Annotated in this window: 14 protein-coding genes and 8 pseudogenes; 9 read left to right on the plus strand and 13 right to left on the minus strand. The window is 69.1% G+C overall.

The features are described 5' to 3' along the window. Positions 1 to 418: 418 nt before the first annotated feature. Both L2X98_RS10245 and L2X98_RS10250 read left to right on the plus strand, forming a co-directional pair. A pseudogene (locus L2X98_RS10245) lies at positions 419 to 538 on the plus strand (histidine kinase dimerization/phosphoacceptor domain-containing protein); the annotation flags it as partial. A 411-nt stretch (positions 539 to 949) separates the two neighbouring features. Further along, positions 950 to 1,555: a response regulator transcription factor gene (locus L2X98_RS10250; protein WP_259613278.1), complete on the plus strand. Its 606-nt coding sequence runs from the start codon at positions 950 to 952 to the stop codon at positions 1,553 to 1,555. 13 nt (positions 1,556 to 1,568) lie between these two features. Here L2X98_RS10250 and L2X98_RS10255 read toward each other — a convergent pair. Beyond that, positions 1,569 to 2,998: pseudogene (locus L2X98_RS10255) on the minus strand (CCA tRNA nucleotidyltransferase). Positions 2,999 to 3,008: 10 nt separating this feature from the next. Next, positions 3,009 to 4,520, minus strand: a pseudogene (locus tag L2X98_RS10260) (DUF7059 domain-containing protein). A gap of 613 nt (positions 4,521 to 5,133) precedes the next feature. Between L2X98_RS10260 and L2X98_RS10265 the strand changes: the two are divergent. The 5 genes and pseudogenes from L2X98_RS10265 (at position 5,134) to trxA (ending at position 10,212) form a co-directional block, all read left to right on the plus strand. After that, positions 5,134 to 6,426 (plus strand): DUF6049 family protein, encoded by a 1,293-nt coding sequence (locus L2X98_RS10265; protein ID WP_259610846.1) that lies wholly within the window; start codon positions 5,134 to 5,136, stop codon positions 6,424 to 6,426. Next, positions 6,390 to 7,127, plus strand: a complete 738-nt coding sequence (locus tag L2X98_RS10270) for a DUF6049 family protein (protein WP_259613279.1) — start codon at positions 6,390 to 6,392, stop codon at positions 7,125 to 7,127. The genes L2X98_RS10265 and L2X98_RS10270 overlap by 37 nt, the downstream gene beginning before the upstream one ends. Next, positions 7,124 to 8,605, plus strand: a pseudogene (gene murJ / locus L2X98_RS10275) (murein biosynthesis integral membrane protein MurJ); the annotation flags it as partial. The gene L2X98_RS10270 and the pseudogene murJ, both read left to right, overlap by 4 nt. Positions 8,606 to 8,821: 216 nt before the next feature. After that, positions 8,822 to 9,795 (plus strand): annotated as a pseudogene (trxB, locus tag L2X98_RS10280) (thioredoxin-disulfide reductase). Between the two features lie 93 nt (positions 9,796 to 9,888). Continuing rightward, positions 9,889 to 10,212 carry a thioredoxin gene (gene trxA / locus L2X98_RS10285; protein WP_259610847.1) on the plus strand — a complete coding sequence of 108 codons (324 nt, stop codon included), beginning with the start codon at positions 9,889 to 9,891 and terminating at the stop codon, positions 10,210 to 10,212. An 82-nt stretch (positions 10,213 to 10,294) separates the two neighbouring features. On the opposite strand, the gene L2X98_RS10290 is transcribed toward trxA, so the two are convergent. From L2X98_RS10290 to rpmH, 11 genes and pseudogenes are all read right to left on the minus strand, one after another. Beyond that, a complete protein-coding gene (locus L2X98_RS10290; RefSeq protein WP_259613280.1) occupies positions 10,295 to 11,962 on the minus strand; it encodes an APC family permease in 1,668 nt (555 codons plus the stop codon). A gap of 351 nt (positions 11,963 to 12,313) precedes the next feature. Continuing rightward, the gene (locus tag L2X98_RS10295; protein WP_259610848.1) at positions 12,314 to 12,676 is read right to left on the minus strand and encodes a tryptophan synthase subunit alpha; all 363 of its coding nucleotides are present in this window, start codon (positions 12,674 to 12,676) and stop codon (positions 12,314 to 12,316) included. Positions 12,677 to 12,732: 56 nt separating this feature from the next. Continuing rightward, positions 12,733 to 13,731: a ParB/RepB/Spo0J family partition protein gene (locus L2X98_RS10300; protein WP_259610849.1), complete on the minus strand. Its 999-nt coding sequence runs from the start codon at positions 13,729 to 13,731 to the stop codon at positions 12,733 to 12,735. Then, the gene (locus L2X98_RS10305) at positions 13,731 to 14,681 is read right to left on the minus strand and encodes a ParA family protein (protein ID WP_435526186.1); all 951 of its coding nucleotides are present in this window, start codon (positions 14,679 to 14,681) and stop codon (positions 13,731 to 13,733) included. The genes L2X98_RS10300 and L2X98_RS10305 overlap by 1 nt, the downstream gene beginning before the upstream one ends. Before the next feature lie 1,108 nt (positions 14,682 to 15,789). After that, on the minus strand, positions 15,790 to 15,939 hold the full coding sequence (locus L2X98_RS10310; protein ID WP_259610850.1) for a hypothetical protein: 150 nt from the start codon (positions 15,937 to 15,939) through the stop codon (positions 15,790 to 15,792). Between the two features lie 357 nt (positions 15,940 to 16,296). Further along, complete coding sequence (gene rsmG, locus L2X98_RS10315) at positions 16,297 to 16,935, minus strand: 16S rRNA (guanine(527)-N(7))-methyltransferase RsmG (RefSeq protein WP_259610851.1); 639 nt, start codon at positions 16,933 to 16,935, stop codon at positions 16,297 to 16,299. Positions 16,936 to 16,953: 18 nt separating this feature from the next. After that, positions 16,954 to 17,466 carry a Jag family protein gene (locus L2X98_RS10320; RefSeq protein ID WP_259610852.1) on the minus strand — a complete coding sequence of 171 codons (513 nt, stop codon included), beginning with the start codon at positions 17,464 to 17,466 and terminating at the stop codon, positions 16,954 to 16,956. A 23-nt stretch (positions 17,467 to 17,489) separates the two neighbouring features. After that, a pseudogene (gene yidC, locus L2X98_RS10325) lies at positions 17,490 to 18,606 on the minus strand (membrane protein insertase YidC). Between the two features lie 15 nt (positions 18,607 to 18,621). Continuing rightward, complete coding sequence (gene yidD, locus L2X98_RS10330; RefSeq protein WP_435526187.1) at positions 18,622 to 18,978, minus strand: membrane protein insertion efficiency factor YidD; 357 nt, start codon at positions 18,976 to 18,978, stop codon at positions 18,622 to 18,624. After that, the gene (gene rnpA, locus L2X98_RS10335; RefSeq protein WP_354002741.1) at positions 18,975 to 19,202 is read right to left on the minus strand and encodes a ribonuclease P protein component; all 228 of its coding nucleotides are present in this window, start codon (positions 19,200 to 19,202) and stop codon (positions 18,975 to 18,977) included. The genes yidD and rnpA overlap by 4 nt, the downstream gene beginning before the upstream one ends. A 119-nt stretch (positions 19,203 to 19,321) precedes the next feature. Then, positions 19,322 to 19,459, minus strand: a complete 138-nt coding sequence (gene rpmH, locus L2X98_RS10340) for a 50S ribosomal protein L34 (RefSeq protein WP_259610854.1) — start codon at positions 19,457 to 19,459, stop codon at positions 19,322 to 19,324. Between the two features lie 663 nt (positions 19,460 to 20,122). Between rpmH and dnaA the strand changes: the two are divergent. Both dnaA and dnaN read left to right on the plus strand, forming a co-directional pair. Continuing rightward, a pseudogene (dnaA, locus tag L2X98_RS10345) lies at positions 20,123 to 21,160 on the plus strand (chromosomal replication initiator protein DnaA); the annotation flags it as partial. Between the two features lie 452 nt (positions 21,161 to 21,612). After that, positions 21,613 to 22,753 (plus strand): annotated as a pseudogene (dnaN, locus tag L2X98_RS10350) (DNA polymerase III subunit beta); the annotation flags it as partial. Between the last annotated feature and the right edge of the window lie 59 nt (positions 22,754 to 22,812).

The raw sequence follows: 22,812 nt of genomic DNA on the forward strand, positions 1-22,812 counted from the left end.
CATCGCCGCGCTCGTCGCGTACGCCGTGGGCTTCCTCGTGGTCGTCCCCCTGGGGTGGGGTGCGGGCACCCGTACCCGACTGCTGCTGACTGTCGGGCTGTTCGCCCTCTCGTTCACGATGTTCCCGTGGCTGTCCTGGGGTGTGCGCGGTCTGTGGACCTACGTCGGGGTGGCCCTCGGCATGATGGTGGTCTCGTGGCCGCTCACCCTGACGGCGATCACCGGGCTGACGCTGCTGGCGGGCTGGTTCGGCTTCCTGCTGGACGGGTGGGCCGAAGACGACTTCTGGGTCCCGGCGATCACCTTCTCGATCTCGCTCATGATGACCTCGTTCGCCCGCACCCTCGCGGCGATGAATCAGCTGCGCGCGACCCAGGATCAGCTCGAGGCGATGGCGGCGGAACGTGAGCGCGGCCGGATGGCGCGCGACATCCACGACATCCTCGGGCACTCGCTGACCGTGATCACCGTGAAGTCCGAGCTGGCATCCCGTCTCATCGAGGCCGACCCGGCCCGCGCCAAAGCCGAGGTCACCGAGATCGAAGCGCTCGCCCGCGGGGCGCTCGCCGATGTGCGGGCGACCGTCGCCGGCTCGCGAGGCGTGACCCTCAGCGGCGAGCTGGCCGCGGCACGGGTCGCCCTGCACGCGGCCGGGATCGCCGCGGAGCTTCCGCGGGCCACGGATGCCGTGCCCGCCGCGCGACGGGAGCTTGCGGCGTGGGTGATCCGCGAGGGGGTGACGAACGTCGTCCGCCACTCCCGAGCGGGACGGTGCGAGGTGCGGATCGGCGAACGCGAGATCGAGATCGCCGACGACGGCGTCGGGCCCGTGGCATCCGCCGCGTCGTCGACCGGACTGTCCGGGCTTGCGCGAGCGCGTCGAGGCCGCCGGTGGAAGAATGTCGATCGGCCGCAGCGACCTGGGCGGCTTCAGCCTGAAGGTGATGCTGTGATCCGTCTGCTCATCGCCGACGACCAGGCGCTGGTGCGCGGGGCGCTGTCGGCGCTGCTGGCTCTGGAGACCGACATCGACGTGGTCGCCGAGGTCGGACGTGGCGACGAGGTCGTCGCGGCGGCGCAGACATCCCACCCCGATGTCGCGCTGCTCGACATCGAGATGCCCGGCATCGACGGCATCGCCGCCGCCACGCAACTGCGGGCGGTGATGCCGGGATGCCGCGTCCTCATCGTCACGACGTTCGGGCGGCCCGGATACCTGAAGCGCGCGATGCAGGCCGGGGCCTCCGGCTTCGTCGTCAAGGACACCCCGGCGGCCCAGCTGGCCGACGCGGTGCGCCGTGTGGCTCAGGGGCTGCGTGTGGTCGACCCGGTGCTGGCGGCGGAGTCGCTCGCCCAGGGGGACTCTCCGCTGACCGAGCGCGAGACCGACGTGCTCGAGGCCGCGCGGGCGGGCGGCTCGATCGCCGACATCGCCCGCATCCTGCATCTGTCCGAGGGAACGGTGCGCAACCACCTGTCCAGCGCGATCGGCAAGACCGGCGGACGCAATCGTGCCGACGCGGCCCGCATCGCCGAGGGGAACGGCTGGCTCTAGCCCGGCTCAGCCGTCAGCCGCGCGCGGCCCACCACGCGCGCAGGCGCCGCTCGGCCTCGTCCGGGCCCAGCATCCCCTCATCCAGACGCAGGTCGAGCAGGAAGCGGTATGCCTCGCCCACCTCGCGTCCGGGCGGGATGTCCAGGATCTCCTGGATCTGGTTGCCGTCCAGCTCGGGGCGGATGGCGTTCATCTCCTCCTGCGCGGCGAGCTCGTCGATGCGCTGCTCGATGTCGTCGTATGCCGATGCGAGCATGCGCGCCTTGCGCTTGTTGCGCGTGGTCACATCGGCACGGGTCAGGATGTGCAGCCGCTCGAGCTCGTCCCCGGCGTCGCGCACGTACCGGCGCACCGCGGCATCCGTCCATGCGCCCTCGGCATAGCCGAAGAACCGCAGGTGCAGCTCGATGAGCTTGGTGACGGTGTCGATGGTCGCCGAGTCGAACCGCAGCTCGCGCAGCCGCTTGCGCGCCAGCCGGGAGCCGCGGATGTCGTGGTGGTGGAACGTGACCGCCCCACCCGGCTCGAGCTTGCGGGTGGAGGGCTTGCCGATGTCGTGCAGAAGCGCCGCCAGCCGCAGCGGCAGGTCGGGCGCCTGGCCCGGATGCCGCTGCTGCTCGAGCTCGATCGCCTGCCGCAGCACGGTCAGCGAGTGCTCGTAGACGTCCTTGTGGTGGTGATGCTCGTCCACCTCGAGCCGCAGCGCCGGCACCTCCGGCAGGAACTGCGCCATCAGCCCGGTCTCCACGAGCAGACGGATGCCGCGGCCCGGGTCGCCGGTGGCCAGCAGTCGCAGCGCTCGCCCTGAATGCGCTCGGCCGACACGATCTGGATCGTCTCGCGCAAGCTCTTCGATGGCCGCGACCGTGTCCGGGTCGACGGTGAACTCGAGCTTGCGAGGCGAAGCGGGCGGCCCGCAGCATCCGCAGCGGGTCGTCGCCGAAGCTGATCCGCGGATCGATCGGGGTGCGCAGGACCTCGCGCATCAGGTCGTCGACCCCGCCCGTCGGGTCGACGAGCCGCTTGCCGGGCAAGCTCGAGCGCCATCGCGTTCACGGTGAAGTCGCGGCGCACCAGGTCGCCCTCCAGGCGATCGCCGAACGCGACCACCGGCTTGCGGGTCGTGCCGTCATAGCTGTCGGCGCGGTAGGTGGTGATCTCGACCTGCTCGCCCGACACGCGCGCGCCGATCGTGCCGAACTCGCGCCCGATATCCCAGCGCGCTGTGGAGATCGGCGTGACGATCCGCAGGATCTCGTCCGGCTGCGCGTCGGTGGTGAAGTCGAGGTCGTGGGTGTCGCGGCCGAGCAGGGCGTCGCGCACGGGTCCGCCGACGAGGGCGAGCTCCCGGCCCGCGGCGGCGAAGGCGCGCGCCAGGCGATCGACCGGGTCCGATGCGGCCAGCGCGTCCAGGCGCGCCACGGAGTCGGCCATCTTGAGCATGGGTTCCAGCCTAACCGGGGTGGGCGACGCCATCATCTGTGGGCGAATCCGCCGCGAAGTCGAGGAATCCGCAGAATGTCAGCTCGCGCACCCGCGGCAGCAGGTCCGCGCACAGCGCCGACTCGTCCACCTCGAGCAGCTGGGCGATGGCGCCGATCAGCGGGCCGACGGCCAGGTCGCCGTCGCACGCGCCGACGAGTGCGGCCAGTGCCGGGTCGACCTCGATCGTCCGGCCGAGTCCGCCGCCCTGGCGCAGCTCGATCACGCTCGGCGCCTCGGCTCCGGGCAGATGGTGCCGTGCCTCGGTGACGTCCGCGGCGACCGTCAGGACGGATGCCGTCAATTCGGCGTCATCGAGCAGCGCCAGCCGGTCGTGCCTGACCAGTGCCTGACCGAGGTGCAGGCCGAGGCCGCTCTCGGCGACCGGCTGGGTCGCCCGCTCGTACCGTGCCAGCGTCGGCCCGTGCCCGAACGGCCGGCGCAGCAGGACGTAGCCGAATCCGATCGCCTGGACGCCGCGCGCCGCGAAGTCGTCGAGCCAGGCGCCGAGCAGGGCGTCGTGCGCCGCCGTGCCCGGCAGTGTCCCGGCATCCCTGATCCACAGCTCGGCGTAGGCGACCGGGTCCAGCAGCTCGCGCTCGATGACCCACGCGTCCAGCGGCTCGGGTGCGGCCTCCACCCAGGCCCGGACGCGCTCCAGCCCGGTCCGGCCGTCGCGGCTCTCCCAGTTCGCGAGGCAGCTGCGCGGTCCCGCCGGGCGCGAGCACCGCCGGGACGCCGGCGATGAACTCGGCGACCAGGTCGTCGCCGACGCGCCCGCCGTCCCGGTACTCGTAGGCGGGCACGCCCGACGCGCGGGGGGTGATCACGAACGGCGGGTTCGACACGACCCGGTCGAATCGCTCGCCGGCGACCGGCGCGAACAGGTCACCCGATCGGGTCTGGATGCCCGTCACCCCGTTCAGCAGCGCGTTGAGCCGGGTGTACCGCAGGGCCCGCTCGGAGACGTCGGTGGCGACGACGGATGCCGCAGCCCGCCGTGCCCGCAGCGCCTGGATGCCGCACCCCGTCCCGACGTCCAGCGCCCGATCCACCGGTCCGGGCAGCTGGATGCCGGCGAGCGTCAGCGACGCGCCGCCCACCCCGAGCACGTGGTCCTCGGCAGCGGCCCGCCGATCGCAACCTCGTCGAGGTCGCTGGCGATCCACCATTCGTCGTCGCCGGTCGCGTCCGCGAACCCCTGCGGACGCACCAGGGCGCGGGCGCGGACGAGATCGCCGTCCCGCGCCGCGAGCCCGAGCGCGACGAGCCCGTCGATCCCGGTGCGGGGGAAGGCGGCGGATGCCGCGTCCGCGCCGATCTCGTCCCCGAGGCCGAACAGCAGGGCGATCGATGCGAGCGGACGGGGGTCGGCCACCAGGCGCCGGCGCGCCGGCAGCGCGGGCCCGCGGCCGAGCAACCCGTCGACATCCGTCCCCCAGGCCGTGCGCAGCCGGTCGGTGCGATACCCGGCGTCGTCCAGATCGGCCGCGAGCGCCCGGCAGAGCTCGGGGCTGGGCTCGCCTCCGGACGCGCGAGCGGGCCCGCCTCCGGACGCGCGAGCGGGCTCTCGGGTCGGGTCGGAATCGGGTTCAGGCTGCGGCATCCTTCCATTCAACCGCGCCCGTGCTCCGGCGCGCGCTCGGGAAGCGCAGAGCCCGTCCCCCGTAGAATCGCACCTGTTCGCATGCCGCGCGGCGTGCGCACGCCAACCACCATGTCCGTGACCCGTCCTGATCCCGTCACGCGCGCGTCCCAGACCGAGCCGCCCCCGCCTCGCGTCGACCCGCGCGCCAGCGGTGACCCGACCGCACGAGAGGACGTTCGCTCCGGCCGTCGTCACGCACGCGTCGCCGGCACGCCGCGCGCCGCCCGGCCACCGCGCCGAGCCGGCACCGCCCGGCGCCGGCTCGGCGCCGCCCTCGCGGCGACGGCCGCCCTGCTGGGTGCCCTCGCGGCCGGCCCGGCGCAGGCCGCGGACGACACCTCCACACCCGCTCCGAGCCCCACCCTCTCGGGCGAGCTCGAGGCGTTCGTCTCGCCCACCGCGGGCGGCATTCTGCGCACCGATCGCCCGCTGTCGACCTGGGCGGCGCTTGCGCAACGGCACCGGCTACTCCGTGGCCGCCTCCGATGTGACCCTCCGGCTCGGCACCGCGCCGATCACGACCCGCGCCGCGCTCACCGCCTGGCTGACCGACGGCACCGCGCCCGGCAGGATGACGGCGATCGGCACCGGCACGATCGACCCGATCGACTCCGGCACGGTCGGCCGCACCCTGATCACAGTGCCGGCCGACGACAAGGCCCTCACGGGCCTGAAGCCCGGGGTCTACCCGCTGGCGGCGACCATCGCCGGGGCGTCGAAGGCGCGCACCCCGACCAGCGTGGTGGTCGTGCCGGACGAGGGTGCGAAGCAGCGCACCCCGGTCGGGCTGGTCGTGCCCATCACGGCGGGTCCGCTCAGCGCGGGACTGCTGACCTCCGACGAACTGGCCGCGCTCACCGCGCTGGACGGCGCGCTGTCCACCGAGCTGAACTCCGTCGCCGGCACCTCGGCGATCCTCGCGATCGATCCCGCGATCCCCGCCGCGATCCGGGTCCTCGGCACGTCGGCGCCCGACTCGGCGCGCGACTGGCTCGACCGCCTCGACGCCCTCCCGAACGAGCGGTTCGCGCTGCAGTTCGGCGACGCGGATGTCACGGTGCAGACCGCCGACGGCCGCAGCACCCTGCTGGCCCCGACATCCCTGCAGTCCTACATGGAGCCGGCCAACTTTCTCCCCGACGCCGACTCCGGTGCGAACGCCGACACCGGCGCCAGCGCCGGACCCGCGTCCGTGGACACCGCGTCGCCGACCCCTTCCCCGACCGCGACGACGGGCCCGAACGAGCCGGTGTATCCGACGCTCGAGGCGCTGCAATACTTAGGCGGGAACACGCGCGACGCCGTCACCTGGCCCTTCTCCGGGACGGCCGGACCGAAGGATGTCGCCGCGCTCGGCGCGCTGTCCACCGACGCCACGCGGGCGCTGACCCTCGTGCCCTCCGACACGACCTCTGGCGCGACGGCATCCGACGCCATTCCTGCGCACGCCACCGCCGGGGACGCCGACCTGCTGGTCTATGACTCGGCCGCATCGGACGCGCTGCGCACGGCATCCACCGAAGAAGACCCGGCCGTGCGCGGCACGTCGCTGGCCGCGGCGACCGGCTACCTCGAGCTCGCCGCCGACACGTCGCCCACCACGCCGGTGCTCGTCGTCATCGACCGGTCGGTGCTCGATCGGGCCTCGGACTGTCCGCTGCCGTCGAGGCCGTCGGCCGCGCGCCCAGCACCCGCAGCGCGTCGCTGTCCGACCTCACCGCCGCGCCCGCGCGGCCGGTGACGATCGCGGATGCCGCGCCCCACCCCGAGCGGGTGACCGCGCTCTCGCAGCTCACCGAGGGCGAGCGGACGCTCGGGTCGTTCGCCTCGATCCTGACCGACCCCGCGCTGCTGACCGGGCCGGAGCGTGCCTCGATCCTGCAGTTGCTGGGCGGCGGCTGGATCGAGGATGCCGAGGGGTGGGATGCCGCCATCGCGGCGCACCGCGAGGCGACCCGCACCACGCTGGCCGCGGTCTCGATCGCCCCGAGCAGCAACATCAACCTGGCCGGGACCGTCGCCAACCTGGGATTCGGCGTCCGCAACGACCTGCCGTGGCCGGTCGATCTCACCCTGATCACCCGCCCGGACGACCTGCGCCTGGAAGTCCAGAACACGACCTCGGTGGTCGCGCACGCCAGCAGCACCACCCGCGTCACCGTGCCGGTCCGCGCGAAGATCGGCAACGGCGAGGTGACCCTCGATCTGCAGCTGTACAGTCCGACCGGCGTGAGCATCGGGTCCTCACAGAGCGTCACGGTCAATGTGCATGCCGACTGGGAGGCCATCGGCCTGACCGCCCTGGGCATCGCGATCGGCGGGTTCCTCGTGCTGGGCCTGATCCGCACCGTCATCGCCCGCCGCCGGCGCGCCGCCCCCGAGGCCGCCGCCGAGAACACGTCGGATGACAAGCACACCCACGATGACCGGGAGGCCACGTGAGCGGCGTCGGGCGCGCGAGCGTCCTGATCGGGGCCGGCACCGTCGTCTCGCGGCTCAGCGGCTTCCTTCGGCAGATCGTCCTGGTCGCAGCGGTGGGCGGGCAGGTCTCCGCGGCCGGCAACGCGTTCGGTCTGGCCAACCAGCTGCCCAACAACATCTACGCGATCATCTCGACCGGGCTGCTGGCCGCCGTCGTGGTCCCGCAGATCGTGCAGGCCGCGTCTCACCCCGACGGGGGCACCGCGTTCATCTCCAAGCTGTTCACCCTCGGCGCCGTGGCGCTGCTGGGCGTCACCGCGATCGCCATGGTCTGCGCGCCGCTGCTGGTGCAGCTGTACGGCTGGAGATTCCCGACCGAGCAGCGGGCACTGGCCACCGCGTTCGCATACTGGTGTCTGCCGCAGATCCTGTTCTACGGCCTCTATGCCCTCGTCGGCGAATCGCTGAACGCCCGACGGGTGTACGGCCCGTTCACCTGGGCGCCGATCGTCAACAACATCGTCTCGATCGCCGGCTTCGCGGCGTTCATCCTGATGTTCGGCCCGACCGGCAGTTCGCTGGAGTGGACGCCGGGAATGGTCGCCCTGCTGGGCGGCACCGCGACCGCCGGCATCCTCGTCCAGGCCCTGATCCTGGCCGCCTTCTGGCCGCGTGCGCACCTGCGCGTGCGCCTGGACTTCCGGTGGCGCGGCGTCGGCCTCGGCCGGATCGGACGGCTGGCCGGCTGGACCTTCCTCATGGTCCTGCTCGGCCAGCTCGCCGGAGTCGTGCAGTCGATGGTCCTGTCCGGGGCGAGCCAGGACTACCCCGGCATCCTGGCCACGCAGAACGCCTGGTTGCTGTACATGATCCCGTACTCGCTGATCGTGCTGTCCATCGGCACCCCCTACTTCACCCGGCTCAGCGAGCACGCCGCCGCGGGCCGTCACGACGAGGTGCGCGCCGACATCGGCCGCAGCATCCGCACCCTCGGCGTGTTCATCGTCATCTCGACGTTCGCGCTGGCGGCGGCATCCGTCCCCGCCTCACGCCTGTTCTCCACCACCGCCGGCGAGGCTTCGGCGGCCGCGGTCGTCCTGGTCTGCTTCCTGGTGGGGCTGATCCCGAACGCGGTGCAGTTCACCATCCAGCGCACGTTCTACATGTACAACGACACGCGCACGCCGTTCCTGTTCACGATCGTGCAGGCGGCCATCGTGATCGGCGCGACTGTGGCGGCCGGCGCCGCCCTCCCGCTCGAGTTCATCGCCGCGGGGCTCGCGCTGGCGCAGTCCGGGGCGGCGATCGTGCAGCTGGTCCTGGCGACGTGGCTGCTGCACCGCAAGATCGGCGACCTCGGGGCCCGATCGTGGATCCCCGCGCTGGGCCGCTTCATCGCCGCGGCGATCCCCGCCGGCCTCGCCGGATGGGGCGTGTTCCTGCTCACCGGCGGCGTGGACGGCTGGACCACCGCCAGCAGGGTGCTCGGCGCCGTCGGCGCTGCCCTCATCGGCCTGGTCGCCGTCGCGGTGTACGGCGTCTTCCTCGCGCTGCCGCGCACCCGAGCTCGGCCCCGCCCTCGCGCTGGCGCGGCGTTTCGTCCGTCGCTGACGTTTCACACAGCGGAAGGTGCGGCGCCGACGCGGAATGCCGCACGGTTACGATGTGTTGAGGCATCCAGGCGGTCTTGCACCGTCTGCAGACAGGGAGACACCGTGCGTCAGCTCATCATCATCGGTTCCGGACCGGCAGGCTTCACGGCCGCCATCTACGCGGCGCGGGCCAACCTCAGCCCGCTCGTCGTGGCCAGTTCGGTGGATATCGGCGGCGAGCTGATGAACACCACCGAGGTGGAGAACTTCCCCGGGTTCCCGGAGGGCATCCAGGGCCCCGAGCTCATGACGAAGCTCAGCAGCAGGCCGAGAAGTTCGGCGCCGAGATCTCATACGACGATGTCGTGGAACTGGATGTCTCCGGCCCGATCAAGCGCGTCACCCTCGGCAGCGGCAAGGTCGAAGAGGCCGAGGCGCTCATCTTCGCGACCGGATCGGCGTACCGCAAGATCGGCATCGAGGGCGAGCAGCGCCTGTCCGGACACGGGGTGTCCTGGTGCGCGACCTGCGATGGATTCTTCTTCCGCGAGCAGGAGATCGCCGTCGTCGGCGGCGGTGACTCCGCGATGGAGGAGGCCACGTTCCTCACCCGGTTCGCGTCGAAGGTCTACGTCATCCACCGTCGCAGCGAACTGCGGGCCTCCAAGATCATGCAGGAGCGCGCATTCGCGAACGAGAAGATCGAATTCGTGTGGAACAGCGAGGTCGCCGATATCCTCGGTGAGGATGCCGTGACCGGCGTGCTGCTGCGCTCCACGGTCGACGGCTCCACTCAGGAGCTGCCGGTCACCGGCGTGTTCGTCGCGATCGGCAACGACCCGCGCACGCATCTTGTGCACGACAAGCTCGATCTGACGCCCGAGGGCACGATCTGGGTCGACGGACGGTCGTCGAGGACGTCGGTCCCCGGTGTGTTCGCGGCCGGTGACGTGATCGACCCCACCTACCGGCAGGCGGTCACGGCGGCCGGCTCGGGCACCGTGTCGGCACTGGATGCCGAGCACTATCTCGCCGCGCTGGGTGAGGCCGGCGCTCCCGAGGCCGACGCCGATGAGATCGGCGGACGCCCGAGGTGACCGTCGACGCAGGCGTCGCCTGAGAGCGCACGAGGAACAAACCCGCCGCCACCGGCGTTTCACATACCGACAGACTTCCATCGAAGGAGAGACATGACCGCCAAGGCGACCACATCCGCCACCTGGGAGCAGGACGTCCTGGAGGCGCCCGGCCCCGTACTCGTCGACTTCTGGGCCGCGTGGTGCGGTCCGTGTCGCATGGTCTCGCCGGTGCTCGACGAGATCGCGTCCGAGAACCCCGACAAGATCACGGTGCTCAAGCTCAACGTGGACGAGAACCCCGATCTGGCCATGAAGTACCAGATCACGTCGATCCCGGCCATGAAGGTGTTCCAGGGCGGTGAGGTGAAGACCTCGATCATCGGCGCCAAGCCGAAGTTCGCCCTCGAGCAGGATCTGGCCGCGTACCTGGGCTGAGTTCCTCTCTGCGAGAGCCCCCGCACCCGCCGCCGGAATCCGAGGCGGACCGCGGGGGCTTTCTGTCGTTCCACGCGTCTCGCTACGCGCCGTCGGCCTCCGCATCCGCGGCCAGGCGTCGCTCGTCCTCCGCAGCGGACACCGCGACGATGTCTTTGATCTCGTCGGTGGCGAACCCCGATCGAATGGCCCACACGTACGCGACGAGTCCGACCGCCACCTCGACCAGCATTCCCCAGGGGAATCCGAGAGCCGGATGCTCCATCGGTCCGTACTCCCCGAGGTAGCCGACCAGCAGCGACGCGAGCAGCAGCCAGATCAGCCACCAGTTCGCCTGCACGTGCCGTCGCGCCTCGCGGGTGCCGGCCACCCAGACCGCCGTGCAGAAGCCGATGATCAGCACGCAGAAGGCGATGTAGTAGACGGGGAAGGGCCAGCCGCCCGGCCTTTGCTCGCCGTTCGTGGTCAGCACCCAGCCACCGGCGGCAGCGACCCAGATCCACAGCACGAAGAACACCACGCTGATGATGATGCTGGTGACGGCGTTCAGCCACTTGTGCTTCCACGCGAAGTAGACGGTGAAGACCGGCAGGCCGATGAACGTCGCGGTGATCACGTTCGTGAGCGTCGAGAATCCGCTCCAGTACAGGATGAGGACGGCGGCCAGGAACGAGATCGGCGACCAGAAGCGAAAGCCCTTGAGCAGGAACGGCCGCTTCAGGTTCGGCGCCGTCCGTCGCAGCACCGGCAGTCCCGCCCCGCCCATGATGTACGTCAGTACCGCCGCCGAGCTGATGAATCCGACCAGTTGATACCAGCTGGGCGCCGGCACGAAGAACACGCAGCCGACCACAGTGGACACGATCAGCGGCAACCACGGGATGCCGAACCGGTTGTTCTTGGTGAACGCCTTCGGGATGTTGCGGTGCACACCCAGCCCGTAGCCGGTGCGGGCTCCGGTACCCAGGTAGACCCAGCCGGTCGCCAGCGGCGAGACCGCCGCGTCGATGAGCAGGAACGTGCCGAGTGCGGCGAGGGCCGCCATGTTCGCCGAGTCGAGCGCGTGGAACAAGGGTCCATCGGCCCAGCCTCCGGAGACGAGCTGGTCCCACGAGCCGGGGGCGAGCCCCATATCGGCCCAGTTGATCGCGCCGATGAAAGCGACCTGCAGCAGCGTGTAGATCACAGCCGGGATCGCTATGGATCCGATCGTGGCGAGGGGCACGTTGCGCTGCGGATTTCTGACCTCGCCGCCGAAGTCCAGCGCCTGGCGGAAGCCGAGCAGCGAGAAGATGATGCCGGTGGTCGCGATGGCGTGGAAGATCGGGGGTACTCCCAGAGGTGCGAATCCGCCGTAGCTGGTGAAGTTGCTGCCTTTGAGGATGAAGAACAGGAAGATGAACGTCAGAGTCGGCAGGGCGATCTTCCACAGCGTGACCCAGCGATTCGACTCCGCGAGGAAGCGGGCCCCGAAGAAGTTCAGGGCGAAGAAGAGCAGCATCAGCACGAAGCCGGCGAGGATGCCGGTGGGCCAGCTCAGCACGTCCACGCCGTCGACCTTGGTCAGAAGATGGAGCTCCGGGAACCGCCCGCCGATGTACGTCAGCGTCGCCTCGGCCTCGATCGGCGGGATGGAGACCACCGACAGCCAGTAGGCCCACCCGATGATCCAGCCCGACAGGGCGCCGTGCGTGAGGTAGGTGTACCGCACGATCGCGCCAGATCGGGAGCATCGCGCCCAGCTCGAGATACGTCAGCGCGATGAGGAACACCAGCACCGAGGCGATGATCCAGGACAGGATCGCAGCGGGACCGGCCACCCCGCTCGAGCGAGCACGCCGAACAGCCAGCCGGACCCGATCTGCGCACTAACCCCGAGCAGAAGGAGCTGGGTGAACGAGAGTCGGCGTTTGAGCCCGGCATCCGTGGTCTCGAATGCTCCTGTGATCGGCTCCGGTTCCGTGCGCGCGCTGCTCATCTGTGACACATCCTCATGAGATTCGATGTCACGGCCCGTCTTCACGGGCGGGTCGCCGGTGCCCACGGTACGCCCGTGTCGGGCCGTCGTGGGGCCAACTGCCCGCGCGATTCGTCGGATGGATCAGGAGGCGTCGGTCTGGATGACCGCATCCCATCGCCGGTGCGTGTTGGCCTCACCGAGCAGTCGCCAGACCGCCGGGGTCAGGGCCGGGTAGTCCAGCGCGATCTGCCGCAGGACACGGTAATGCCTGCTGGCGTTGGGCCGCACGCCCCCGTTCTCGGCGATGTTCTCGGCGCGCAGGGTGAACACGACGAGCTCGTCGACCGTGGGCAGATCGTCCATGAACTCCCAGGGATCCTCGCCGCCCAGCAGGCGTTCGTGCACGATCACGGCGAGCTCGTCGGCGGCCTCCGCGCGCAGCAACTCGAGGCTGGCGCGGCGCCGCAGCCGCACCTCGCGCTCGTCGCCCACCGGATCCGCCATCGTTCCAGGGTACGTGAGCCGCGACGACTCGGCGCCATCGCGACCCGGCGTGCCGGTCAGGCGCCGTACGTCGACTCGCCCAGCTCAGCGAGGATGCGATTCAAGTCCTGGATAGTGGCGAAATCAACCGTGATCTGGCCTTTTCGCGCACCCAGCGCGACCCGCACCTTGGTGTTCAGGCGGTCGCCCAGCCGGTCGGCGACCTCGTTCAGATACGCCTGGCGGGCACCGGCCTTGGGTGGAAGGCTGCGCGTGCCCGCAGCATCCTTCGCCTTCGCGGCCGCCTCGGCCGCCCGGACCGAGAGGTCCTCGTTCACGATCTTGTCGGCCAGGCGCTGCATCGCCTCGACGTCGTCGAGCGACAGGATCGCCCGCGCGTGGCCGGGCGTCAGCACCCCTGCGGCGACGCGCTGCTGCACCGGCACGGGGACTCGAGCAGCCGGATCGTGTTGCTGATCTGGGGACGCGAACGGCCGATGCGCGAGGCCAGCTCCTCCTGGGTGATGCCGAAGTCCTCGAGGCAGCTGCTGATATGCGGATGCCTCTTCCAAGGCGTTGAGCTCGGACCGGTGCAGGTTCTCCAGCAGGGCGTCGCGCAGCAGGTGTTCGTCCGCCGTGTCGCGCACGATCGCCGGGATCGACTCGAGTCCGGCCTCGCGCGCGGCGCGCGTGCGCCGCTCGCCCATGATCAGCTCGTAGTCTCCGTTGCCGTTCTGGCGGACGACCACCGGCTCCAGCACGCCGAACTCGCGCACGCTGTGGACCAGCTCGGCCAGATCGTCCGGGTCGAAGTCTGTGCGCGGCTGGCGCGGGTTGGGGACGATGCGGTGCGGGTCGATGCGGACCAGGCGCGCGCCGGGGACCTCGACCAGGTCCGGCGTCTCGTCCTCGGCCGGGGCCGGGGCCAGCGCCTCGTCCTGGGGCTTGGCGATCGTCGCGGTGGTGCGCGTGGCCGCCCCTGGGAAGAAGACGTCGACGGGGCGCTCCATCGTCGCCTCCGCAGTCGGGATGAGGGCTCCGATGCCTCGTCCGAGTCCCGTTCGTTTGGCCGCCATCAGGCGCCTCCCTCTGACGCAGCCGCGTCCTCGTGCGTGTGGTTGTACCGCTGGATGACTTCGACCGCGGCTTCGCGGTAGGCAACCGCGCCGGCCGACTGGCCGTCGTACGCGATCACGGTCTGGCCGAAGCTCGGGGCCTCGGAGACGCGCACGGACCGCGGAATGACGGTGTGCAGCACCTGCTCGGCGAAGTGTGCGCGCACCTCGTCCGCCACCTGCTGCGCCAGCCGGGTGCGGGCGTCGAACATCGTCAGCATGATCGTGGAGACGTGCAGGCGCGGGTTCAGGTGCTTCTGGATCATGCGCACGTTGCCCAGCAGCTGGCTGAGCCCCTCAAGCGCGTAGTACTCGCACTGGATCGGGATGAGCACCTCGGTCGCCGCAGTGAAGGCGTTGATCGTCAGCAGGCCCAGGGACGGCGGGCAGTCGATGATGACGAAGTCCGGCTTCTCGTCGACCGTGGCCAGATAGTCGTCCAGTGCCGTTCGCAGTCGGTGCTCACGAGCGACCTGAGAGACCAGCTCGATCTCGGCGCCGGCGAGATGGATCGTGCTCGGCGCACAGGTGAGCAGGTCCGACTCCGGGCTGGTCTGGACGATGTCCGAGATCGGGAACTCGTCGATCAGGACGTCGTAGACGCTCGGGGTGTCCGCGCTGTGCGGGATGCCGAGCGCGGTCGACGCGTTCCCCTGCGGATCCAGGTCGATGACCAGGACTCGGGCGCCGACCGATGCCAGCGCCGCGGCCAGGTTGACGGCAGTCGTCGTCTTGCCGACGCCGCCCTTCTGGTTCGACACGGTGATCACACGCGTGACGCCCGGCAGTTCCACGGTCGTCGCCTCCAGCATGCGGCGGCGGGCCGACAGGTCAGCGAGCTCACGCGCAATCGGACTGTCATCGTCGAGAGGGTCGAAGGCCGTGATGCCCGCGTTCTCGGCTTGTTTCACGTGAAACACACTCCCTCTGCACGTGCGATCGACCTGCCGTCCAGTCTAGGCGCCGCATCCCCCATTCCCTGACGCCGCACCCGCTCCCGTCGATCCCACCCCCGCGCGGCCCCTCCTGCGCGAAATCGTACGATTTGGCCGAGTGAACATGAAACTTGGCCAAAATTGATGTGGTCTCGGCCAAGTCGTACGATTTCGGCGACAGGGATGCTGTCGGCGCGGGATGCTGTGGGCGCGGGGATGCTGTGGACTGGGTCGCGTGTCGGCGAACGCATCTTCATCGAGCTTCGGGTATGTCGGTCCGGGTGCAGGCACTGCAGGCTGCGCGAGCGGGCGCGGCCTGCTCGTTGGCGTCCCGGGCGATCCCGTCGTTTCACCTGAAACGGGCCGGCGGACCGGTCATCGGGGGATCAGCGAGGGACGCATGCCCACTCGAGCTCTCATGCGAGACGCAGTGCCGACGCACTGACAAGCGTGACGAACAGCCGGTTCAGCGGCGTGCCGGTCGGGAGGGCATAGGGAACGGCGCATCCGGTGTTGCCGCGCGCGAATCGCGGACCCGCACTCCCCGGCCTCTCTGAGTTGTCGATGACATCGTCTCGCATGTTTCACGTGGAACGACGCCACACGTGGATGGGCGATACGTTGTGCGGGCGATTCCAGACGGCGGTCCCCGTCCCACAATTCCGCGGACGGATCGCCCGTCGTGGCGTTCCCACGGTAATGGACAGGCCACTCCAGGTGGTTTCACGTGAAACGGGCAACGGCAACGCCGCCGTAGCGAAGGGACCTACGGCGGATTCGTGAATGGGCTCGGGTGCCTGCAGCGCCGACGGTCTGCCTCCGCGCAGCGGACATGCGGAATCGCGCATCGGGTACTGCCGGAGTTGTTTGCCGCCAGCCTCCTGCAACATTCCCGACACATCACATCCCCCACACTAGAAGTGGGCAGGACCAGGACCAGGACCAGCGGGCACATCAGGCGCGCACGCCGAGCCCGGCCGGGTGACGTTTCACGTGAAACAGCTCGTCCGCGATCGCGGAAGTGGCAGGGGTCCAAAACTGGCGCTCCGCGGGTCCCGCCGATCGACCGATCAGCCGACAGCCATCAGCCGGCCGCGATCGCCTGACGATGGCCGACATCGGACTGCGCGAGCAGCGGGGACCGGCAATGCGCGCGACGCTGGTCGCGCCGTTCCTGATCAGGGACGGGTGCGCGGGTGACCTCCACCGCGGTGCTGTCGATCGTGGCCGACATCGGCGGACTCTCCTCGCTCCCCGGCCGTTCCTGTGATCACGGTTCGCGGCTCGCTCCCGGCGACCCCGGCGATAGGGCCGCGCGTCCCGCCGGCCCGGGTGCCGCGGCACCAACATGCTCCATTGGCGGTCGCCCTGAAAGCGGCGTTCGGTCCGCATTGATTTTCGGGCCCGTCTGCCCACCACCGTAGAGGCGCGCAACAGCGAGCCACCACCGGCCGGTCCGTCGGGAACCGCCAACATGGGGGCGCACCCCCGGCGCGTCACCGCGCATCAGATACTTCAATGACGTCACCGCGACAGCCGTTTCACGTGAAACGCAGGGGCGGGCCGCAACCGACTTCGCTCCGCGCAGGCGTCAGGCGCGAACGCGCGCGCGGATGACACGCGATGGGTCGGGGATAAGCCCGTCGCCGACAATCTCCACGCGCACATCAGACAAGTCGAAGCGCCGGATCTGCTTCTGCGCGGCTTCGATCTCCTTCGGGGCGCTCATGCCCTTCAAGAGGACGAGTTCTCCGCCGTCGCGGACCAGGGGAGCGGTGAGCGGAACGAGGGTGCGCAGGGCACTCACAGCGCGGGCGGTCACTGCATCCAGAACCGGTCCGCCCTTCCAATCCTCGGCGCGTGCCCGCACGACCTCGACGTTCGCGAGCCCCAGGGCATCCGCTTGCTCCTCCAGCCAGGCGACGCGCCGCTCCATCGGCTCGATCAGCACCCATTCCACATCCGGGCGCGCGATGGCCAGCACGATACCGGGCAGGCCCGCACCCGAGCCGACGTCCCCGACCCGTCCCGAGAACAGGGGCGCGATGACGGCGCTGTTCAGGATGTGTCGTGACCACAGCCGAGGGCGCTCGAGCGGTCCGATCAGGCCGCGTTCTTCGCCGTGCTGTGCCAATGCCGCGGTGAAACGCCGTGCCAACTCGACGCGGCCGCCGAAGATGTCGGCCGCGGCAGCGGGCTCCGACTCGAGCTCGGCGATCTCGTCAGACATGATGTTCCACGTGAAACATCACGGGCGACGGATGACCGTGTGGCGGTCCGACCCCTCGCCATACGACTCCGACACGAGCCCACGGTCCGCGACGATGTCGTGGATCAGCTTGCGCTCGTAGCTGGACATCGCCGGCAGCGACGCCTGAGATGCGCCGGCATCCAGTCGCTCGATGGCGCGGTCCACCAGGTGTGCCAGCTCCTGCTGACGCGCATCCCGGGACCCGCCGATGTCGAGGATGAGCCGCGAGAACCGCCCGGTGCGGTTCTGCACGGCCAGCCGCGTGACCTCCTGAACGGCCTGCACGGTGTCAGGGTCCGCGAGCCCGCCCAGAGCACCGGCATCCGGCGCCTCGACCGACACGTAGGCGCGGCCGTTGCGGACATCCAATGCGAGGTCACCGTCGACATCCGCGATGTCGAGCAACCCCTCCAGGAAATCGGCGGCGATATCGCCCTCTTCCTCGAGCTGCTCGACGGTTGCCGAACGATCCTCCAGCGGAGCGGATGACGAGGTCTCTGTCGTGGACATGAGCTTCCTTGGGTTTCAGGGAGTCAGGACGGGGTTCCGGGCGAGTCGCCCGGCCCGGAGGGGGTCTGCTTGGATGTCTGCTTCTTGGCGCGCTGCTTGCTCATCGGCTGCTGCCGCTTGGGTGCGGCCGCCCTGGCCTTCTCGGCCTCGGCGAGCAGCCGCTCCTGCTCGGCGACGTACTTCTCCATCGGGATGATCTTGCCCTTGGCGTCCAGCGCCTTGCCGCGCTTGGCCAGCCGCTCCTCGCGTTCCTTCGCCGCCTGAGAACCCGGCGTCGGCAGATTCCGGATGACCATGAACTGCTGCACGGCGGTCCAGATGTTCGAGGTGAACCAGTAGATCACCACACCGAGCGGGAAGAACACGCCGGAGAAGACGAAGGCGAACGGCAGGACGTAGACCATCATCCGCTGCATCTTGTACGCCTGGCCCTGCTTGGCCTCGGGCGACAGGTTCTTCGAGACGATCTGCAGCTGAGTGAAGAACTGCGACGCGATCATGAGGACGACCAGCGTGACCATGATGGTGACCGTGGTCTGCCAGCCCTCGGGCTTGGTCTGAAGCGTGCCCTGGAGCGACTCGTGCAGCGACGCGACCCCGAACAGCTTGGCGTTGTAGAACTCCTGAGTCAGCTCGTTCGTGAGCCAGAAGATGCCGCCGTGTCCGGCTTCGGCGTTCGTCTTGATCGTGGACAGCACGCTGTACAGCGAGAAGAACACCGGCATCTGCACGAGGATCGGCAGACAGCCCGAGACCGGAGAGGTGCCGTTCTTCTTGTACAGCGCCATCGTCTCGCGGCTCATCGCCTCGCGTGAGAGCTGATCGCGCTTGCCTTTGTACTTGGCCTGAACCTTCTTCAGCTCGGGCGCGATCTCCATCATCTTGCGCTGGCTCTTGATCTGCTTGACGAAGAGTGGAACGAGCGCAAGCGCGAACCACGACCACCAGCCCGATGATGGATAAAACCCAGGTCAGACCTGAAGCCGGGTTCATTCCGATGGCGGTGAACAGCGCGTGGAAGGCCACCAGAATGAGCTCGACGAGCCACTTCAGCGGCCAGAGGATGAACCCGATGGGGTCGAAGCCGCCGCCGGCGGCCGCGTCGGTGGGTGACGGCGTGCTCGTGGCAGCGAGAAACAGCAGATCCTGCACGGATCAGTCCTTTCTGGGGGGCACGACGAATCCGTGCGGAGTCAGCTCGTAGCGGAAGTGTGCGTGGGGCCGGACGTCGTCGACGCCACCGGCCGCCCACGGGTGGCAGCGGGCGATGCGCAATGCCGCGAGAGCCGCGCCCTTCGCCGCGCCGTGCTGCTGCACCGCGCCCACGGCGTACGCGGAGCACGAGGGATAGTAGCGGCACACGTCGCCGTAGGCATGTGAGATCGTCGCTCGATATCCATGGAGCAGCGCAAGCAGCGCGTTCCGTGGAAGAAGAGGGATGCTGCGACCCAGTCCCGAGTCACGGAAGGTCCCGCCGCCGAGGTACGCCGCCGGCAGCGTCGTGACGCTCACGCCGCCCTCCGGGCCAGACAGCGGGAGACCTCGGCACGCAGCTGGCGGAAGTCAACGCCCGCTGATCCCGGCAGCGCGCGGATGACGACATCCGCCCCCGGCCGGACCTCCGGCAGCGCCTCGGCACAGACTGCCTTCAGTCGACGACGGACGGTGTTCCGTGTGACCGCGGAACCGACCTGCTTGCTCACGATGAACCCGAACCGGGCTTGCGCGGTCCTCACCGGAGGACACCACGTACGTCACCGTGTGCGAACCGGCGCACTTGACGCCCCTGCGGACGACGGTCTTGTATTCCGCACCGCGGGTCAACCTGTTCGGCCGCGCGAGCACCAGGATCAGATCAGGCCGACAGCTCGCTGCGGCCCTTGCCGCGGCGAGCAGAGAGGATGGCACGACCGGCGCGCGTGTGCATGCGGGCACGGAAGCCATGCTTCTTGGCACGACGGCGGTTGTTGGGCTGGAAAGTGCGCTTGCTCATGGGATCACTCCGGAGGTTCACCGGGTCATGTGCCCGGAGACGACGAATGGGGACCATGCCGGGAGGGCATACGTCAACCGATTAAGGCTACGTCGTGGCGGAACATAACTCAAACCGGCCGACTTCGCTCAGACATTATCCACAGCGGCCGCAGGAACCCTGGAAGGGACACGCGACCGGGATCTACAGTGGAGTTTGCTCTCCGAGCACCTGCTGACTAGCGTTGCTCGGGCAAGTTATCCACAGGTTGAGTCGCGGGTCCGCCGCCTGTGTCACATTTCCGCCGGGGGGCCATCGTGCAGCAGGAGAGTCCTGACGTTCCGATCTGGGCGAGCGTTCTCCACCTGCTCGAAGCCGACGGCCGGATCACCCCGCAGATGTGGGGGTTCCTGCATCTCGCCGTCCCGCAGGGCGTGATGGGCGGCATCCTCTACATCGATGTGCCCAACGACCTGACGGCCGCGCAGATGAACAAGCGGATGCGCGCACCGATCATGGAGGCCCTGGAGCACGCCGGTGACGAGGTGAACTCCTTCCGGGTGGTCGTCAATCCGGAGATCACCGACACCCACCTGACCGAGGCCATCCCGGTGCAGACCGCGCCGTCGCCGACGGTGGAGCACTCGCCGGTCGAACGTGTGGAGCAAGCCGTCCGCCGGCACCCGCAACGACACCCGGCTGAACCCGAAGTACACGTTCGACAGCTTCGTCATCGGCCAGTCCAACCGGTTCGCGCACGCCGCCGCGGTCGCCGTCGCCGAAGCACCGGCGAAGGCCTACAACCCGCTGTTCATCTACGGCGACTCGGGGCTGGGCAAGACTCACCTCCTGCACGCGATCGGCGACTACGCGAAGAGCATGTACGCCGGCATCCGCGTTCGCTACGTCTCCAGCGAAGAGTTCACGAACGACTTCATCAACTCGATCGCGAACAACCGCGGTTCCGCTTTCCAGGCCCGATACCGCGACGTCGACATCCTGCTGATCGACGACATCCAGTTCTTGCAAGGGCGCGCCGAGACGCAGGAGGCGTTCTTCCACACCTTCAACACGCTGCACGATCACGACAAGCAGGTCGTGATCACCAGCGACGTGCCGCCGAAGCACCTGACCGGCTTCGAGGACCGGATGCGCAGCCGCTTCGAGTGGGGACTGATCACCGACGTGCAGGCGCCCGACCTCGAGACCCGCATCGCGATCCTGCGCAAGAAGGCGCAGAGCGAGCGGCTGCAGATCCCGGACGAGGTGCTGGAGTACATCGCCACGGTCGTCTCATCGAACATCCGCGAACTCGAGGGCGCGCTCATCCGCGTCTCGGCGTTCGCGAGCCTGAACCACTCGACCCTCGACATGTCGCTGGCACAGACGGTGCTCCGCGACATCGTCGATCAGGATGACGCGAACATCATCTCGCCGACCGACATCATCACCGCGACTGCGGCCTACTTCAAGCTGTCGGTCGACGACCTGTACGGCTCGAGCAGGTCGCAGGCCGTCGCGCAGGCGCGCCAGATCGCGATGTATCTGTGCCGCGAGCGGACGAGCCTGTCCCTCCCGAAGATCGGGCAGCTGTTCGGCGGACGCGATCACACCACGGTGATGTACGCGTACAAGAAGATCAGCGACCTCATGAAGGAGCGCCGGTCGATCTTCAACCACGTCACAGACATCACCGCGCAGCTCGGCCGCAACGGTCGCTGACCGCCGGAGGGCGGTCTGGGGACGCATTCGGGATGCTGCGGACAGATCGACTCTTGACAACCACCCCTCGGCACCACCACAATTCGCGTTCTGCACAGTGTGGATAACTTGTGGAGAACTCGTCGGCGAATGTCATTCTCTGTGAGCGATGGACCGCCCCACTGTGGATAACCGGCGGGGCACTCTGGTTGTCCACAACCGCTCTGTCCCCGGGATTCCGCAGGACGTCCACATCTCACACGCGTGTAGTTCCTTAGAGCCGCAGACGATCCACCGAGTTATCCACAGATTCCACAGCGGTTAACACCATGACAGATAGTTAACGATTTGAGGGAACTCCGATCACCTCGACGGCGCGGGGTGTGAGCGTCCGCTTCGGAAATCCCGGCATCGGCATCCAGCGCGAAGGGCACTAGCATGAGAAAACCCACGCCCATCTCAAGGGAGCGCAAGTGAAGTTCCACGTAGGTCGCGATGTCTTCAGCGAGGCCGTCTCGTTCGTTGTGAAGCTCCTGCCCCAGCGCAATCCTCAGCCGATACTCGCCGGCGTGCTCATCGAGGCGAGCGAATCCGGGCTCTCCCTATCGGCGTTCGACTACGAGGCATCCGCTCGCACCACGATCGAGGCGAGCGTCGACGACCCGGGCACGATCCTCGTGCACGGGCGGCTGCTGTCCGACATCGCCAGCCGGCTGCCCAACGCCCCGATCCAGATCGAGGTCGAAGACGAGGGGATTGCGCTCACCTGCGGATCCGCGCGGTTCATGCTGGCGTCGATGCCGGTGCAGGAATATCCCGCCATTCCCGAGGTGAGCGGCGAGAAGGGACTCGTTCCCGCCGACGACTTCGCGACAGCGATCGCGCAGGTCGCCTTCGCCGCATCCCGTGACGACGTCACTCCGGTGCTGACCGGGGTGCAAGCTCGAGGTCAGTGGCACTCGGCTCAGCCTGGTCGCGACCGACCGGTACCGGGTCGCGCTGCGCGAGATCCCGTGGGACGGCGGGACCGCAGCATCCGAAGACACCACATCGGCCCTCGTCCCGGCACGCACCCTCATCGAGGTGGGCAAGACGTTCTCGCACGGCGGCGAGATCGCGGTCTCGTTCTCGGGTGCCGGCGACCGCGAGATCATTGCCTTCACCTCGGGCAACAAGACCGTCACCTCGCTGCTGATCAAGGGCAACTTTCCGCCGGTGCGTCGGCTGTTCCCGGAGCAGACCGAGCACCACGCCGTCGTCAACACCGCCGACCTCACCGAGGCGGTGCGGCGCGTGTCGCTCGTGCTCGACCGGTCCGCACCGCTGCGGTTCACGTTCACGCCCGACACCGTCTCGATGGATGCCTCCGGCACCGAGCAGGCGCGGGCGAGCGAGTCCGTCGATGCCACGCTGGTCGGCGAGGACGTCACGCTCGGACTGAACCCGCAGTATCTGCTCGAGGCGCTCGCCGCCGTGCGCAGCGAGTTCGCGCGCGTCACGTTCACGTCGACCGAGAATCAGAACAAGCTCAGCCCGGTGCTGATCACCCCGCAGACCTCGGTCGACAAGGGCGGCGAAGACAGCTTCCGCTACCTGCTCGAGCCCAACCTGCTCGCTGCGCTGACTCCGCCGGCGTCTTCCCGCCTCCCCAGCTTGCCTTCTCGTCGAAATCG

Source organism: Microbacterium elymi (assembly GCF_021582895.2).
Lineage (GTDB): Bacteria > Actinomycetota > Actinomycetes > Actinomycetales > Microbacteriaceae > Microbacterium > Microbacterium humicola.